Origin of the sequence: Robertmurraya mangrovi, assembly GCF_034427655.1 — a bacterium.
Classification (GTDB): Bacteria; Bacillota; Bacilli; order Bacillales; family Cytobacillaceae; genus Robertmurraya_A; species Robertmurraya_A mangrovi.
In genome coordinates, this window is record NZ_JAXOFX010000003.1 from 232453 (window position 1) to 247899 (window position 15447).

Sequence of the window (15447 nt, forward strand, 5' to 3'; positions counted from 1 at the left end):
TGTTGAACAAAATGCTGAGGAGTCTCATTCTTGTAATTCTCGCCTCTGTTACTATTGTCTATTTTGTTTTTTTGTCTACTGGAATAATCTTTATGGGCGGAAATAATAGCATGTTTCAGATTGCATTTGAGTATTATCGTGATTTATTCGTAAACCAATCACTCGGGAATAATATTCGGAATGCTGCTGTAATCGAAATCGTTCCCGAAGTCTTTATTAAAAGCTTAAAAATTATTCTTCCTACTTACTTTATTAGTATTGTATTGGGCATTATTCTAGGGATTATTCAGTTTATTGTAAGAGAAAGAAAAATTCAGAGTAGTATACACAAATTTAACAACACCATCTTTGGAGCCGTACCGGACTTTTTTATATTAATTACCGTGCAATATATCATCTTGCTATTAATGAGGGCACAGCTGATTGAACTAGATTTATTTGGTGACGAAACCTGGTTCCATCTGTTATTCCCTATCATCATTATGAGCATAACCCCTACCTTTTATATCTCAAACATCACTTATCATTCTTTATTAATTGAAAAGGATAAGGACTATGTTAGGACTGCCCTCTCGAAAGGAACCGGCCATCTTGCTATTACCTTGAAGCATTTACTTTGGAATGCATGGCCAACCATTCTTAGTTATACGCAAACACTTATGTTAATCATTATTAGCAGTATACCGATTATCGAAAGATTATGTTTTTATAGGGGTGCTGGGCATCATATCCTTCTTGCGATTAAAGATAAAGATACATATTTAATTTTAGGGCTGCTTTTGCCTTTTCTATTACTAGTATTAATCAGTCTATGGATTACGGATTTTATTAAGTACTTTATCTTTCCTACCAGTCTAGAACATGAGTTATCTGAAGATACGATATCTGATGTCAATAAATATAGGACGGTTAAATTTATATACCAATTTCTGAAAACATTTCCCTATAGGAAAGTTGCTAAATTCATGTACCATTTTAGTAAAGAAAATCCCTCCTTCGCTTTCGGGTCATTTATTTTGGCAGTGATGATTATATTGGCTGTACTTGGGCCGATTTTACCTTTCGTTGACAGTAAACTGGAAGGGTTTAATATTAGATATGGTGAGAATGGAGAGTTAGTAAAGCCTCCTCTTCCACCAGGTGACGGACACTTGTTTGGGACGGATAGAGAAGGACGTGATTTATTTAGTAAAATTGTTCTAGGAGCTAGAGAAACTCTCACAGAGCTAGCCGTCATTGTTATTATTCGATTTGTCATTAGTATTCCGTTTGGGTATTTTGCGTCCATACATAATGGGGCAAGAGCTTTACTTGGCTTCTCAAACAGCATGCTTTCGTTTTTACCAACGATATTATTAATCATGTTAGTTGCTGGTATGCCGTCTATTATAGAATCATATAGCCGATACCCACTGCTAGTATTCACCATTGCCATTTTAGATGTAGGGAGAATTGGTGAAATCATGAGGCAGGAATTTACGAAGATTAATAAGACTGATTATTATATTGCATCTGTGTCTATGGGTACAGGTTGGTATGATATCATTACAAAATATTACATTCCAAACATCTATCAGAAAATCATTTACATTTTCATAAGTGATATGTCTCGCATTATGGTCCTACTTGGTGGTCTTGGAATTCTCGGGATATTCTTAGCGCAAAACATGGTTTTCACTCCAGAAAAAGGATACCATGCATTAAGTCTGACACATACTTGGCCATCATTGCTCTCGAACTCTTTATATGATATACAAATAGCACCATGGCTTCTGTTCTACCCATCACTTTTCATTGCTTTAACCATTATCGGCCTAAACTTATTCGGTGCAGGTTTGAAGGATTTTCTAGATAAACGAAGGTACATGAAGAATCGAGAAGAGGCTGAGAAGGACGAGACGTCTGTATCTCACATATCAAGTTGGGTTACAAATGATTCAGGTAAGAAGATGAGTGTATAAGATCGTATAACCATTCATAAGAGGAACTCACATTCAAATAGTGAGTTCCTTTTTATTTTCGGTTGTAGTAATAATAAAGTTTCAAATGTTAAAAACTATAACGAAAATACAAAATTTGAAAGGATAGATACGATGACACAAGTGCTCTATATTACCGCTCACCCGCATGATGACACTCAATCCTACAGTATGGCAGTAGGTAAGGCTTTTATTGATACATACAAAGAGGCCAATCCTGATCACGAGATCGTAAATATTGATTTATATAAAGAAAATATCCCAGAAATTGATGTGGATGTTTTCAGTGGTTGGGGGAAACTTCGCTCAGGACAAGAGTTTGATGCCCTTTCTGCTGAAGAAAAAGAAAAAGTAGGTCGTTTATCTGAAATCGTTGAACAATTTATTGCAGCAGATAAATACGTATTTGTTACTCCATTATGGAACTTCTCTTTTCCACCAGTAATGAAAGCTTACATCGACGCTGTTTCTGTTGCTGGTAAGACGTTTAGATATACGGAACAAGGGCCAGTTGGTTTATTAACTGATAAAAAAGCGTTGCATATTCAAGCACGTGGAGGTATTTATTCCGAAGGCCCAGCTGCTGAAATGGAAATGGGTCACCGTTACCTAAGTATTATCATGCAGTTTTACGGGGTTCCTTCCTTTGAAGGACTGTTTGTAGAAGGACATAATGCTATGCCTGACAAAGCAGAAGATATTAAACAAAACGCCATTGCCCGGGCGAAAGATATGGCGCATACTTTTTAAATAAAATGGAGCTAACTTGATGTTAGCTCTATTTTTGTTATAAGGGTGAAACTTTTTTCTTGTTTGAAACGTTTATTAAAGTAGGTCAGTTTCGGTGAAATTTTTGGGAAAAAGGGACGAATGAAAGGTGAATTTATGCAAACTTACGAACTTATTAATCTCTTAAACGAATGTTATATAAATAAATCTAAACTCGATCGGCCTTTTGTAGTAGCAATCGATGGCTTAAGTGGTGCGGGGAAAACGACGTTAGTGAAAAGAATACAAGAACAGCTAACAAATATAGATGTAGTGGTTATTCATATTGACGACCATATCGTTGAAAGAAACAAACGATATCATACAGGTTATGAAGAATGGTATGAATATTATTCATTGCAATGGGATGTAGAGAAGTTATCTAATGATCTATTCGAAAAATTACAAAGTAACTCTGACATTCATTTACCATTTTACAACAACTCAACAGATACATATGAAGTTAAAGAAATTCCATTTACCCCTAGAAGTATAGTTCTAGTTGAAGGTATATTTTTACAGAGACACGAGTGGCGAGACTATCTTGACTTTGTGATTTATATAGATTGCCCTCGTGACATTCGGTATAAAAGGGTGTTAACTCGTGATACTTATATCGGTGATTTTGAGTCTAGATTAAATAAGTACAAAAATCGCTACTGGTTAGGAGAAGACCATTACTTAAAGGTAGTAAAGCCAATGGAAATAGCAGATTTGATTATTAATTTTGAATGAACAGTTAATTAAAATAACTAGGTGAATTCTGTGCTAATCACAAAATAATAAAAAAATTCCTATTTTTCAAGAAGTTTCCTGTATAGTACAATGGTATTATATCTAGTAGAGTGAATAACAGACAAAAAAAAGTAATTGTTTTAATTAGGGAGAATAGAGGCGCAAGGATGTTTAAACGGAAAACGAAACAAATAGTAAGTAATTTTGTATCTGTTGCTTCTTTAGAAGAAAGAGTCATCGGGGGATTTAATCAAACTTTATTGATTAGAGGAGAGAATTGTAGTAACCCCATTATGTTATTTTTACATGGAGGGCCTGGAACGGCACAGATAGGCTTTGCACCTAAATTTCAAAAAGTACTAGAAAAAGATTTTATTGTTGTAAATTGGGATCAAAGAGGAGCAGGTCTTTCTTATTCGAAAGGCTTAAAGAGTGAGGATCTTACAATAGCATGTTTGGTTAATGATACTGTTGAGGTGATTGAATACCTATTAAATCGTTTTAAACAGAAAAAGTTATTTTTGGTAGGTCATTCTTGGGGTTCCCTACTAGGTACTTTAGTCACCCAAAAAGTACCAGAATATATACATAGTTACATTGGAATCGGACAGGTAGTCAGTATGCAGGATGGGGAAAAAATTTCCTATGAATATACATTAGAAAAGGCAAAGAATTTGAATAATAGAAGAGCATTAAAAGAACTAGGGAAATATAAATTTGACCCGTCGGATATGAATTATTTGGATACTCAGAGGAAATGGCTAGAGAAGTTTGGAGGATCGTTCATTGGAGTTTCAACATGGGACCTTATTTATTCCAATATGTTGTTTGCAACGGAATATACATTTAAAGATTGGAGTAAATACATGAAGGCTGGGAAGCAATCCCTTCTCGCTCTATGGCCACAAATGATTGAATTCAATGCCATTAATACGATTCCCAAACTAGATGTACCTGTTTACATCATGGCGGGAAAACATGATTACCAGACCCCGTTTCAATTGGCAGAAAAATATTTTCATATACTTGAATGTCCATATAAAGAATTGATTTGGTTTGAAAATTCAGGTCATCTACCAAACTATGAAGAAACAGATAAATTTAATAAAGAATGTTTAAAAATTAAAATAAAACATGTAGGCTAAACACATGAAAAGTAGACTCACAGATCAATTTTACTGAGTCTACTTTTCTTTTTTTATGGAATGGGAGGCAAAGTGCTGACTTTTTAACTCTCTTAAAATGTTTTTTCAATCTATATCATCGATTTTGGATCATATATCATCGATTTTTTTAATATATCATCACTTTTTAGAAAGATATCATCGATTTTTTAAAAATATCGTTTTTTCGACAAAAATCCACTCGAGTCCGCAATGATCTAACTAGGTATACTCAATGAAAAAATGCAAATAATACCAAAAAAGAAATGAAAGTAGGTTATTTTTATTCGAATCTTAACACTAACCTTAACCATACTGTTTACCTTCCTCCATTTAGCACCTTGTACATACGCATTTGAACAAGAGTTACCACCTTTAGAAGAATCTCTATTCAAAATGGGGTATAAACCTATAAATGAAGCCTTAAATGAATGTAAATCCTTATTCAATGATGAGCTTAAGCTACCTTATAAAGTTCCACCTTTGAATTTCACGCTACAGTTAGGGAGATGTTCACAAATTGACGGAACGAACGATACATTTGAGATAGAGTATCTTAATGAAGAACTACCAAGCAACCATTATATGATCATGGTTCGTCCTAGTGAAAACGGGATGAAGCTTAGGAATAAGAAAATTAAATACACTTATCAATTAAAGGATGAAAGCAGTGCCTATTACGCAACAGAAGTCGTTAATGGATTTAATCTTTTAGTATTTGAAAGAGACGGATGGCAATATATCTTGAGTATTGATAAAAGAGCTACTAACAAAGTTACTCCGAGAGTGTTAGTGAATATTGCAAACTCATTTTTGTAACGGTAGTTAGTGAGAAGAACAAAAGCGCAAGCGCCTCGATCAGCACCGACAGCTAAATCACCTAATAAATATAAGGTACAAGCGTACGGAGGAATTTCTTAGTGCAAACATCCATTTTTATTGATCTTATTATTTTGTCTTCAATCTGTTTCATATTTAAGAAAAAACGTTTTCATGCTGTTCAATATCTATATGTGTATTTAATCATAGTTTTTCTATACTGTTCCTTTATATCGGTTATTAGTGATAATCTTGAGCTTTGGAAGGTAAAAGAGCAAATTATTCCTTATATAGTGTTTAGAGTCTCTGAAGTGATTCTATTTCCATTAGTAGCATTATGGTTTATTGAGTTATTTCACCTTAAGTCAAATAAGATGTATAAAATAACCTTGATTAGTTTATTCTTACTCATTCCAGTATTATTGCAGCAATGGTTAGTCTATATGAAGGTCTTTGAATATAGACATTGGGAAGTATACAAAACGATATTAGTTTGGATTATTTTTTATAGCACTTCGGTAGTCACAAATTATCTTGTTGGAAAGCATTTAGTTAAGGAGGGTGTAATTAATGATTCTGCCCCTACCTGAAAAATTTGATGAAAATGAGTGGCTAGTTATAGGGGTATTAATGAGCGGAATAGTCATATATAAACTCTTACCGAAAAGGTTTCCCATAAGTTTGTCGATTTTAATCATGATTTTTTCAGCTACATATGCTCGAGCATTTGACCATATACTTGCTTCACCGCTTCTGGATTTTTATGATGTTATGGACTCCCCTAAATTTGAGTTATTTGGTGTGTTTACTTATATTATGTATGCCCCTTTTGGTTACCTATTTGTTTATATTTATGATAAATTTAAGATAGAAGATAAGTATATCGTCCTATATATTTTTATATGGTCTTTTTTTGGGATAGGTTTTGAGTGGCTCTCGTCGAAATGTAATATTTTTACTTATAAACACTGGAACTTAGCCTACTCATTCACTATCTATTTATTTGTACAATATCATACCATTGTATTTTTTCGTTATTTAAAAAAGAAATACAAGATAGTTAATCAATATTAGATGTTTGAGGTGCCAAATTAAATGGAAATCGTCATTAAACCAGCAGCATTAGAACAACTAAAGAGGGTAGAGTTCCAGGAAGATGAAGGTCTAAGAATTGAAGCCATATTTGTTGGAAGCTGTTCCTTATATGCTGAACATGATTTACGGATTGATAAAAAAGGGGAAGAGGATGAACTATTCATAGTTGAAGAAATCCCTGTTCTTATCTCTAAAGAAAGTCAAAAGCATTTATCAGATAAAATAATACTAGACTTTAATCCAACTTTAGGATACAAAATCTCTTCAAATGAGGAAGTTTATCGATACAATTTGCAGTTAAAAAAATTTAAATAAAAAGTAGTATGGATGAACAACGATGCTAATACTATGCTGAAAATGATAAAGTTGAATTCCATATGAATAACAGCAATGGTTCGACCATATTAATTGATTAAGAGCCTATTTATTGTTATAATTTTATTAAATGAATATTCCCAAAGGGGAGTAGCTTTTACAATTAAGTCGTCATTACAGGATCACATCCTCGGCTTAGTTGGCAACATAAGTTGTTAGCGAGACCTTTGCCAATCTTGGTAAAGCTCTCATTTCGTCTATACACTTTACCATATTAAGGTAAAGTGTTTTTTGCACTTTAGGGATATTCCTTCATACTAATTAGAATGGAGAGATTTTATGTTAAAGAAAATTATAAAAGCAATTTTGAGCAGTAAATCTCATTATAAACGTTATTCAAGTAGCGATTACAAGAAAAGGAAGTATGGACAACACCCTTCACAATATGGGCATAAATATTATAAGAAAAAACATAAATCAAGCGGGTTTTTTAAATCATATAGTAGTAGTTAACTAGATGAGGGCTTTGATTAAAGAATTTTTCCAAAGAGCGCTTAAGCTAGGGACCGTTTTACAAGATCGCTATGAAATCAAAAGTTATATAGGAAGAGGAAGCTACGGAATGGTTTACCTTGCATATGATCTCGATTCGCAAACGACTGTAATTGTGAAACAAAATCGAGTCAGAAGGGGTAAAAACACCAGGTCCATGCTAGCGAAAGAAGCAAGAACACTCACAAACCTTTCTCATCCATCTATACCAAAGTATTTAAACTTCTTCGATGAAGGGGAAAGCTCCTTTTTAGTTATGGAATATATCGATGGAAAAAACTTTGAAGATCTTGTTATTAATGAGGGGAAAAAATACGAAGAGAAAGAGAGTCTATACATTCTTTTAAAAGTATTGAGAATTGTAAAGTATCTACATGATAACAAGCTTATTCATCGAGATTTGAGATTGCCTAATATAATAAGTAATAACAACGAAATATATATTATTGATTTTGGGTTAGCGGTTCCTCCAGAATCAAAAGCGGTTTTATTAGTAAACTCGAACAATGCATTATTCCGTGAACCATCATTTAATAGTGATTTCTATGCTTTAGGACATTTTATACTTTTTCTGCTGTACTCAAATTATCAACCAACTACAAAAATAGAACGTAGCTGGGAAGAAGAGCTAACCATTAGTGGTGATACTAGGGCTCTAATTAAAAGAATGCTTAGACTAGAAGGTAGTTACGAACATATTGAGGACGTTTTAATAGATGTAGAGAATTGCCTATCTTAAAAGTTTAAACAGTGAATATCACCAAAAACACGCTATTTCACTAATCAATAGCGTGTTTTTTTATGTGGAAATAAACATTAGTAAGTGGATTAATGTAAAAAAATATATCGAATCCTACATTTACATAAACTTAAGAATTCTTAAGAACTTTTACCCTCATTTCTTCAGGTTTGAATTTTAAAGTAAGACTATAAGACTCAAATGAATGGAGCAATGGGACGTGAATAAATTATTTTTTATAATACAATCTATCACAAATCCTAAAAAGGTTGGTGCAATATTTCCTAGTTCAGGTTTCCTTGGAGATAGGATGGTTGAAGGGGTCAATTTTCAAAAAGCAAAAGTTATTGTCGAATATGGACCGGGAACAGGAGTTTTTACTGAAAAGTTACTGATAAATAGAAATCCGCAAACGAAAGTGATGCTAGTGGAGAACAATAAAGAATTTTATTTATTATTGAAAGAAAAATTTAAAAGGGAAAAAAACTTATTTATCGTACATGGATCAGCTGAAAATATTGGAAAATATCTTAAGGAGTATCATCTCCCTAATCCAGACTATGTGATTTCGGGTCTTCCTTTCACAAGTTTGCCTAAAGAAATTTCGCAAGGTATCTTATTAAATACATGTAAAATTTTGAGCAAGGATGGCCAATTTATCACTTTTCAATACACAAAGTTAAAAAAGGCCTTTATTGAACAATTTTTTACAAAAGTAGAGGTTAAAAGAGAACTTAGAAATTTGCCGCCAGCCTATATATTAAGTTGTTCTGTAGATAAACAGATGGAGGAATACGATGGAATCAAAAGTACTTATTGTGGATGATGATCAAGATATTAGGAATCTGATATCGGTATATTTAGAAAACGAAGGAATGCAAACCCATAAAGTGGAAGATGCTCTTGAGGCTTTGAAGCTATTAGAAAAAAAGGATTTTGACTTAATTATTTTGGATATTATGATGCCAAAAATGGATGGTATAGAAGCCTGTATGAAAATAAGGGAAGAACGAAACATGCCCATCATTATGCTCTCTGCTAAGTCAGAAGATATGGATAAAATCCAGGGTCTTGCCTCAGGGGCAGATGATTATTTAACTAAACCATTTAACCCGTTGGAGTTAATCGCTAGGGTGAAATCCCAATTAAGAAGATATAAAAAATACAATAACGACACAGAGAACCATATGACTGTAATAGAAATTGGTGATTTAAAGGTCAATTCAGACACTCGTCAGGTATGGGTAAGGGAAAAGGAAGTCAGACTAACGCCAAAGGAATTTGATATACTGGAGCTTCTCGCTCGTAACAAAGGTATAGTCTTGAGTATTGAAAAAATTTATGAAGCGGTTTGGAAGGAAGACTTTTTTAAATCAGATAATACGGTGATGGTACACATTACAAAAATAAGAGACAAAATAGAAGAAGATCCGAAGCATCCTATCTATGTCAAAACAGTTTGGGGAGTAGGGTATAAAATATGAGTATTACTAAGTTTAGAAATAAGCTTATTTTAAAGCTCCTTGGTGTTGTTGCCATTAGCTTTTTTGTTTCATATAGTGTGTTGGTCCTAAATGCTCAACTAGTTTTATACCTTTTAAATATAGATTATTTGAATGCCGAAAGTGTAGCACATTTTAATTTGGTGAATCTCTTCATGTTTTCAACCGTAATCTTTACATTTATTGCTGTGTTTTTATTGATGGTGCGGAAAAAGATCATATATTTGAAGGTGATTTCCGAGAGTGTAAACCAAATAGCCAATGGGAAATTGGGTTTAACCATAAAGGTTGAAGGAAAAGATGAATTGACACAGCTAGTAGAGAATATTAATTTTATGTCCAAAGAGTTAGAGAGTAAATTTGAGCATGAGAGACATTTGGAAGCCACAAAAAATGAACTGATAACCAATGTCTCACATGATTTAAGAACACCTTTAACTTCCATTATCGGTTACTTAGATTTGTTAAGAAATAAACAATATGAAAGCATGAAACAGCTTGAAGACTATGTAGAAACCATTTATACCAAATCTCTAAGATTAAAATTTTTAATTGATGAACTTTTTGAATATACCCGTTTAACTGATCCTGATCTAAAGTTAAATTTAAAGGGAATGGATTTAGCAGGTCTGCTAGAGCAGATAGTGGGAGAATACACACCCATTTTTGAAAGGGAGCAATTAAGTCTGAACAAATCAATTACGGAAAAGAACATACCTGTCTTAGTAGATGTCGAAAAGCTGGTTCGAGTTTATGAAAATCTTTTTATGAATGCAATAAGATATAGTTTAAAACCTTCCAAACTAAATATAAGTCTTGAAACAAATGATGAAATTGCTGTTTTTAAAATATCAAACAGAGTAGAAACTCCACCAATGGAAGATGTAAACCAATTATTTGGACGCTTTTTCACTGGAGACAAATCTAGAAGTGGAGAACGAGGTACAGGACTTGGATTAGCAATTTCTAAGAGGATTGTCGAACTTCATCAAGGGATTATGCTTGTAGAATACAAGGAAGGATGGATGACCTTTATGGTTGAACTTCCAACTCAGCAGACTAAGATGCAGAGAACATAATTAATTAGTTAAACTTAAGAATCCTTAAGGATTTTACTGAGTAAATTTTAATTCTCTTTGTTTATGATGTATGTATCGAAAGCAAGGAGATGAGGAAAATGAAAAAGAAGATGGTCATTGTCTTTATCTGGATTTTAGCCATTTATATATTAAAGAAGAATCATTTGCTTACACTTGATTTAACTTCATTACAACATTTTATTTCCAATCATACACACGAGTCCATTTTGATATTTGTTGGCTTATGGGTAATTAGGCTTTTCATTCTAATCCCTGGGGTAACACTAATGATATTAGGAGGAATTTGCTTCAATCCACTAATTGGCTTTGTTTTATCAATGATTGGTATGATTGTAAGTGAAACGATTGTTTATTTACTATCAAAAACGTACTTTAGTAAATATATCAAAGTGCATTTGGAGAGAAAGCACCCGGAGATTATGGCATTATTAGACACTTATAACTATAAGTTTTTAGGATTAGGAATTATTTGTCCATTAGCCCCAACTGATGTGATATGTTTTTTATCCGCGTCAGTTGGATTAAAATATTGGAAGTACCTTTTAACGGTATTAATAGCCAATACACCAATGATGCTATTATATAGCTTTGTTGGAACTAGTTTAAATGAGTCAATTTTAGGTATCGCTTTCGTTATTCTATCTTTTGGGGTAGTTGCAATTATTTCTATAAAAATTTGGTATAACATTAAGCGTAGAGTGGAGTCAGAGCAATTTTGTTAATATAGAAAAATTAACATTCATGTATGAATATCACATTAGCAATAGATGTATAAATGAAAAGGCTTAAGAGGTTTATTTTACACCCTTTAAGCCTTTTTCAAAATTTCTGACTGATCTGTGCCCCATAAGGGTGTTTGGTTATTTCTTCATCAACAAGTAAATAAAATAAGGTGCCCCAATTAAAGCGACCATAATTCCAGCTGATATTCCCTCAGGTTCAACTAAATTCCTACCTACCGTATCGGCAATCATTAAGAGCCATCCACCTATGAGAATAGCAACAGGTATAAACAGTTGATTTCTTGGGCCCACTAATGCTTTGGCTAAATGTGGTGCCATTAAACCGATAAAAGCAATTCCACCTGTGACGGATACTGCAGAAGCTGCTAAGGCAACTGCTGTTAGTAGTAATGTTATTCTTTCTTTTTCAATCGATACTCCAACTCCAATGGCTACGGGTTCACTTAGAGCAAGAAGATTTAATCGGTTTGCTTTGTACAAAGTGAATGGAATGAGCAACAGTAGCCATGGGAGGAGAGCCCATATAAAGGGCCAATCAGTTCCCCAAATATTTCCTGCTAACCACTTAGCGATGAAATCTACTTTTTCCCGTTCGGCAGCGGAAATGAGAACAATCATAATTCCTGAAAGAGCCATTGAGAAACCTACACCAATTAACACTAATCTTATCGGCTGTAATCCATAATGCCTTTTATACGAGAACATATAAATTAAGACTGCCGTCAAAACAGCTCCGATGAAGGCCAACAATGGGAGAAAATATACAAATGTCCCAGCTTCAGCGGGAAAGAATAAAAAGAATATAGCAATGCCTACCCCTGCACCTGAATTAATGCCAATAATACCTGGGTCAGCTAAATCGTTCCGTGTAATTCCCTGTAAAATGGCCCCAGATAAGGCAAGTGCCATACCTGCTAGCAAGGTGATTATGATTCTAGGCAAGCGAATGGAGAATAACACAAATTCCTCCTTAAATGTTCCTTGACCAAAAAGGGTAGGAAGGAGTCGATTATAAGAGAGTGACGAGTAGCCCATTCCCATCCCAACTACAATTGTAAACACGATCAAGATGAATAAAATCAGTAGAATCATTCTTTGTTTTCTAATTATCATGGAATCTATCATGAGAAACCTTTACCTCCTTTATTCATAACGAAAAGAAAGAAAGGAAGCCCCATCATAGCAACAATAGCGGCAACAGGTGTTTCATAAGGAGAATTAATGGTACGCCCTAGTGTATCAGCGAATAGCATAAACGTAGCCCCAAAAATGATAGACATAGGGATAATAAAACGGTAATCTGTACCTACTATCGCGCGAACAATATGCGGGATAATCAAACCGATAAATGCCATGTTTCCAACAAGGGCAACAGATGCACCGGCTAAAAGGATAATAACAAAAAAGAGAAATACTTTTATTTGCGTCGTTTTCTGACCCAAGCCGACAGCTACTTCATCACTTAAACTTAGGATTGTCAGTTGTCTTGAAAGAAGTAAAGAAATGAATACACCTAATAATATGAATGGAACAATGATCTGTATTTGGCTCCAAGATGTTCCGATTATTCCACCGGCTGTCCACATGGATACTTCTTTTGAAATTTTGAAATAAATCCCAATACCTTCTGCAATAGCCGTAAAGAGAGCAGTAATAGCTGCACCAGCTAACACCACTCGAAAAGGTGAAAAGCCTCCTTTTTTCAATGCACTAATACCAAAAACTAGTATTGCACCAACAGCTGACCCAACAAAACAGGAAATCATAATGCCAAAATAATTGGCTGTTGGTATGAACGCAATCGTAATGGCTAAAGCTGCGTTAGCACCAGCGGTTAATCCTAATAAGCCAGGGTCTGCGAGAGGATTTCTAGTAATTCCTTGCATTATCGCTCCGGAAACTCCTAGGGCTGCCCCAACAAAAATGGCAGCAATCTCACGAGGTAGCCTAATTTCTCGAATAATGTTGAGTTTTTCTCCAGAAGCGTTTGTCGTGATGGCTAACCATACTTCATTAATGGTTGTATTCGCTGCACCGAAAATCATAGCAACGATAAACATACATCCAAAAACGATTAGACTTATAATAAATTTAGCTATAAAAGGAATATGTTGTGGTTTCTTTTTTAACATCGTCTCTCATCTTTTCTATGTATGGTATAAGGGTAAGAATAGAAGTAGAGGCTGACCCTGTTAAAGAGTCAGCCCTTAAGTTTACTTACCTAAAAAACTTTGAACGAAGAAATCTAATTGATAATCAAGTGATATAGGATCATTAAAGTAGAATTCTTTAGAATTAACTTCAAAAACTTGATTATTTTTTACAGCAGGAATGTTTTTATACGTATCTGTTTCTTGGAATGAAGTATCTGTGTCTGCATTCTTACTAAATATTAAATAATCTCCAGCAAACTCAGGTAAAACCTCTAATGATAGTGCGTAGAAACCATCTTTTAATGCCATTTCTTTTACTTTTTCTGGCATAGCTAATTTCATTTCTTGGTAAAGAACTTCTGTACCACGCGCCCAGTTATCACCAAATACATAAAGCTGTTTGTCAAAGTTTTCTACAACTGACACAGTTGTATTTTCGCCTATTTTAGCTTTGATTTCTTCTCCGGCAGATTGTGCACGCTTTTTAAAGTCGTCAATCCAGACTTGAGCTTCTTTTTCCTTATTGAGTAATTTTGCTATTTCTAAATGTTGAGTTAAATAGTCTAATTTACCGTATGTGTAAGTGACAGTTGGAGCAATCTCACTTAGATTGTCAACATTCTTAATATTTGATAACCCAATAATTAAATCTGGATCTAGTTCGATGATTTTTTCTAAACTCTCGTCTGTTACTTCTTCAACACCTTCTAAGTTAAATCGTGGGTTCATTTTAGACCAAGCATCAACTCCAACAAGGTTAACATCTAAAGCCATTACGTTACCTACAAATGAAGATAAAACAATAACTCGTTGTGGGTCGGCAGGTACTTCGATTGGACCATTTTCAGATTGATAAGTAATAGTTTCAGGTTGCTTATCCTCAGGTGCTTTACTTTCATCTTTTTCTGTAGAAGTGTTGCTACAAGCACTAATTACTAGCACTAGCAGTAGAATAAATGGCATCATTAGTTTTTTCATTTTTTTGTTCTCCCTTTAGTAAATTGTACGTAATACACATAGGTTTGTTTGTTCTGGGATCTCGTCCAATTTCTGCATCAATATGGAATACTTCTCTAAGGACCTCACGATTGATCACTTCTTCGCCACTTCCTGCTTTCACTACTTCTCCATTTTTTAAAGCAATAATATAGTCAGCAAATCGAGCGGCTTGGTTTAAATCGTGAAGAACCATGACAATCGTCCGTTCTTGTTCCACGTTTAATTTTTGTAATAATTCAAGTACTTCTAATTGGTGCGCCATGTCTAGATAGGTAGTAGGTTCATCTAGAAAAATGATATCGGTTTCTTGTGAAAGAGCCATAGCGATCCATACACGTTGACGTTGACCTCCAGATAAAGCATCGACAGGACGAAACTTAAATTCTGAAGTTCCTGTTACCTCAAGTGCCCAATCAATAATTTCATAGTCTTTCTTAGATAGTCGGCCAAATCCAGTTTGATAGGGGAAACGTCCATAGGAAACAAGTTCACCAACAGTCAATCCACTAGCACTTTCTGGTGTTTGCGGAAGGATGGCCATTTTTTTTGCTAATAGTTTAGTGTTTTCTTTAGAAATATTTTTCCCATCTAAAACTACTGTCCCAGACTGATGAGTGATGATTCGAGTAATCGCCTTTAGCAAAGTTGATTTTCCACAGCCGTTTGAGCCGATAATAGTCGTTATTTTCTTATCAGGAATTTTTACACTAAGATCTTTCACGATTAAACGTTCACCATAGCCAATGCTTAAGTCATTTGTATATAGGCGAACCACAATTTTTACC

Annotated in this window: 17 protein-coding genes; 13 read left to right on the forward strand and 4 right to left on the reverse strand. The window is 34.2% G+C overall.

Annotation, left to right across the window (positions count from 1 at the left end):
• Positions 1–110: 110 nt before the first annotated feature.
• The 13 genes from SM124_RS06740 (at position 111) to SM124_RS06800 (ending at position 11489) form a co-directional block, all read left to right on the forward strand.
• Positions 111–1961 (forward strand): ABC transporter permease subunit, encoded by a 1851-nt coding sequence (locus SM124_RS06740; protein WP_322445736.1) that lies wholly within the window; start codon positions 111–113, stop codon positions 1959–1961.
• A 132-nt stretch (positions 1962–2093) separates the two neighbouring features.
• Positions 2094–2729, forward strand: a complete 636-nt coding sequence (locus tag SM124_RS06745; RefSeq protein ID WP_322445737.1) for an FMN-dependent NADH-azoreductase — start codon at positions 2094–2096, stop codon at positions 2727–2729.
• Positions 2730–2864: 135 nt separating this feature from the next.
• On the forward strand, positions 2865–3482 hold the full coding sequence (locus SM124_RS06750) for a kinase (protein WP_322445738.1): 618 nt from the start codon (positions 2865–2867) through the stop codon (positions 3480–3482).
• Positions 3483–3649: 167 nt separating this feature from the next.
• Positions 3650–4627, forward strand: a complete 978-nt coding sequence (locus SM124_RS06755) for an alpha/beta fold hydrolase (protein WP_322445739.1) — start codon at positions 3650–3652, stop codon at positions 4625–4627.
• A gap of 414 nt (positions 4628–5041) precedes the next feature.
• Complete coding sequence (locus tag SM124_RS06760) at positions 5042–5464, forward strand: hypothetical protein (RefSeq protein ID WP_322445740.1); 423 nt, start codon at positions 5042–5044, stop codon at positions 5462–5464.
• Between the two features lie 101 nt (positions 5465–5565).
• Complete coding sequence (locus SM124_RS06765; RefSeq protein ID WP_322445741.1) at positions 5566–6054, forward strand: hypothetical protein; 489 nt, start codon at positions 5566–5568, stop codon at positions 6052–6054.
• Positions 6035–6538 (forward strand): hypothetical protein, encoded by a 504-nt coding sequence (locus tag SM124_RS06770; protein WP_322445742.1) that lies wholly within the window; start codon positions 6035–6037, stop codon positions 6536–6538. Before SM124_RS06765 ends, SM124_RS06770 begins: the two co-directional genes overlap by 20 nt.
• A gap of 21 nt (positions 6539–6559) precedes the next feature.
• A complete protein-coding gene (locus SM124_RS06775) occupies positions 6560–6874 on the forward strand; it encodes an iron-sulfur cluster biosynthesis family protein (RefSeq protein ID WP_322445743.1) in 315 nt (104 codons plus the stop codon).
• 517 nt (positions 6875–7391) lie between these two features.
• Positions 7392–8165, forward strand: coding sequence for a serine/threonine protein kinase (locus SM124_RS06780; protein WP_322445744.1), 774 nt, complete (start codon positions 7392–7394; stop codon positions 8163–8165).
• A 220-nt stretch (positions 8166–8385) separates the two neighbouring features.
• Positions 8386–8991, forward strand: a complete 606-nt coding sequence (locus tag SM124_RS06785; protein ID WP_322445745.1) for a class I SAM-dependent methyltransferase — start codon at positions 8386–8388, stop codon at positions 8989–8991.
• A complete protein-coding gene (locus SM124_RS06790) occupies positions 8963–9649 on the forward strand; it encodes a response regulator transcription factor (protein WP_322445746.1) in 687 nt (228 codons plus the stop codon). The genes SM124_RS06785 and SM124_RS06790 overlap by 29 nt, the downstream gene beginning before the upstream one ends.
• Entirely contained in the window at positions 9646–10746 is a 1101-nt protein-coding gene (locus SM124_RS06795; RefSeq protein WP_322445747.1) for a sensor histidine kinase, read from the forward strand. Before SM124_RS06790 ends, SM124_RS06795 begins: the two co-directional genes overlap by 4 nt.
• A 98-nt stretch (positions 10747–10844) precedes the next feature.
• Positions 10845–11489: a TVP38/TMEM64 family protein gene (locus SM124_RS06800; RefSeq protein ID WP_322445748.1), complete on the forward strand. Its 645-nt coding sequence runs from the start codon at positions 10845–10847 to the stop codon at positions 11487–11489.
• 138 nt (positions 11490–11627) lie between these two features.
• On the opposite strand, the gene SM124_RS06805 is transcribed toward SM124_RS06800, so the two are convergent.
• From SM124_RS06805 to SM124_RS06820, 4 genes are all read right to left on the reverse strand, one after another.
• Entirely contained in the window at positions 11628–12635 is a 1008-nt protein-coding gene (locus SM124_RS06805; RefSeq protein WP_322445749.1) for a FecCD family ABC transporter permease, read from the reverse strand.
• On the reverse strand, positions 12632–13642 hold the full coding sequence (locus tag SM124_RS06810) for a FecCD family ABC transporter permease (protein WP_322445750.1): 1011 nt from the start codon (positions 13640–13642) through the stop codon (positions 12632–12634). The genes SM124_RS06805 and SM124_RS06810 overlap by 4 nt, the downstream gene beginning before the upstream one ends.
• An 81-nt stretch (positions 13643–13723) precedes the next feature.
• Positions 13724–14641 carry an iron-hydroxamate ABC transporter substrate-binding protein gene (locus SM124_RS06815; RefSeq protein ID WP_322445751.1) on the reverse strand — a complete coding sequence of 306 codons (918 nt, stop codon included), beginning with the start codon at positions 14639–14641 and terminating at the stop codon, positions 13724–13726.
• Complete coding sequence (locus tag SM124_RS06820) at positions 14592–15437, reverse strand: ABC transporter ATP-binding protein (RefSeq protein ID WP_322445752.1); 846 nt, start codon at positions 15435–15437, stop codon at positions 14592–14594. The genes SM124_RS06815 and SM124_RS06820 overlap by 50 nt, the downstream gene beginning before the upstream one ends.
• Positions 15438–15447: the final 10 nt, after the last annotated feature.

What these genes read in the sequence shown, in the direction of transcription:
- SM124_RS06740 (WP_322445736.1), top strand. Translation starts at nt 111, where the DNA reads ATGTTTCAGATTGCATTTGAGTATTATCGTGATTTATTCGTAAACCAA.
- SM124_RS06780 (WP_322445744.1), top strand. Translation starts at nt 7,392, where the DNA reads ATGAGGGCTTTGATTAAAGAATTTTTCCAAAGAGCGCTTAAGCTAGGG.
- SM124_RS06760 (WP_322445740.1), top strand. Translation starts at nt 5,042, where the DNA reads ATGGGGTATAAACCTATAAATGAAGCCTTAAATGAATGTAAATCCTTA.
- SM124_RS06805 (WP_322445749.1), bottom strand. Translation starts at nt 12,635, where the DNA reads ATGATAGATTCCATGATAATTAGAAAACAAAGAATGATTCTACTGATT.
- SM124_RS06800 (WP_322445748.1), top strand. Translation starts at nt 10,845, where the DNA reads ATGAAAAAGAAGATGGTCATTGTCTTTATCTGGATTTTAGCCATTTAT.
- SM124_RS06755 (WP_322445739.1), top strand. Translation starts at nt 3,650, where the DNA reads ATGTTTAAACGGAAAACGAAACAAATAGTAAGTAATTTTGTATCTGTT.
- SM124_RS06810 (WP_322445750.1), bottom strand. Translation starts at nt 13,642, where the DNA reads ATGTTAAAAAAGAAACCACAACATATTCCTTTTATAGCTAAATTTATT.
- SM124_RS06750 (WP_322445738.1), top strand. Translation starts at nt 2,865, where the DNA reads ATGCAAACTTACGAACTTATTAATCTCTTAAACGAATGTTATATAAAT.
- SM124_RS06745 (WP_322445737.1), top strand. Translation starts at nt 2,094, where the DNA reads ATGACACAAGTGCTCTATATTACCGCTCACCCGCATGATGACACTCAA.
- SM124_RS06795 (WP_322445747.1), top strand. Translation starts at nt 9,646, where the DNA reads ATGAGTATTACTAAGTTTAGAAATAAGCTTATTTTAAAGCTCCTTGGT.
- SM124_RS06775 (WP_322445743.1), top strand. Translation starts at nt 6,560, where the DNA reads ATGGAAATCGTCATTAAACCAGCAGCATTAGAACAACTAAAGAGGGTA.
- SM124_RS06790 (WP_322445746.1), top strand. Translation starts at nt 8,963, where the DNA reads ATGGAATCAAAAGTACTTATTGTGGATGATGATCAAGATATTAGGAAT.
- SM124_RS06815 (WP_322445751.1), bottom strand. Translation starts at nt 14,641, where the DNA reads ATGAAAAAACTAATGATGCCATTTATTCTACTGCTAGTGCTAGTAATT.
- SM124_RS06770 (WP_322445742.1), top strand. Translation starts at nt 6,035, where the DNA reads ATGATTCTGCCCCTACCTGAAAAATTTGATGAAAATGAGTGGCTAGTT.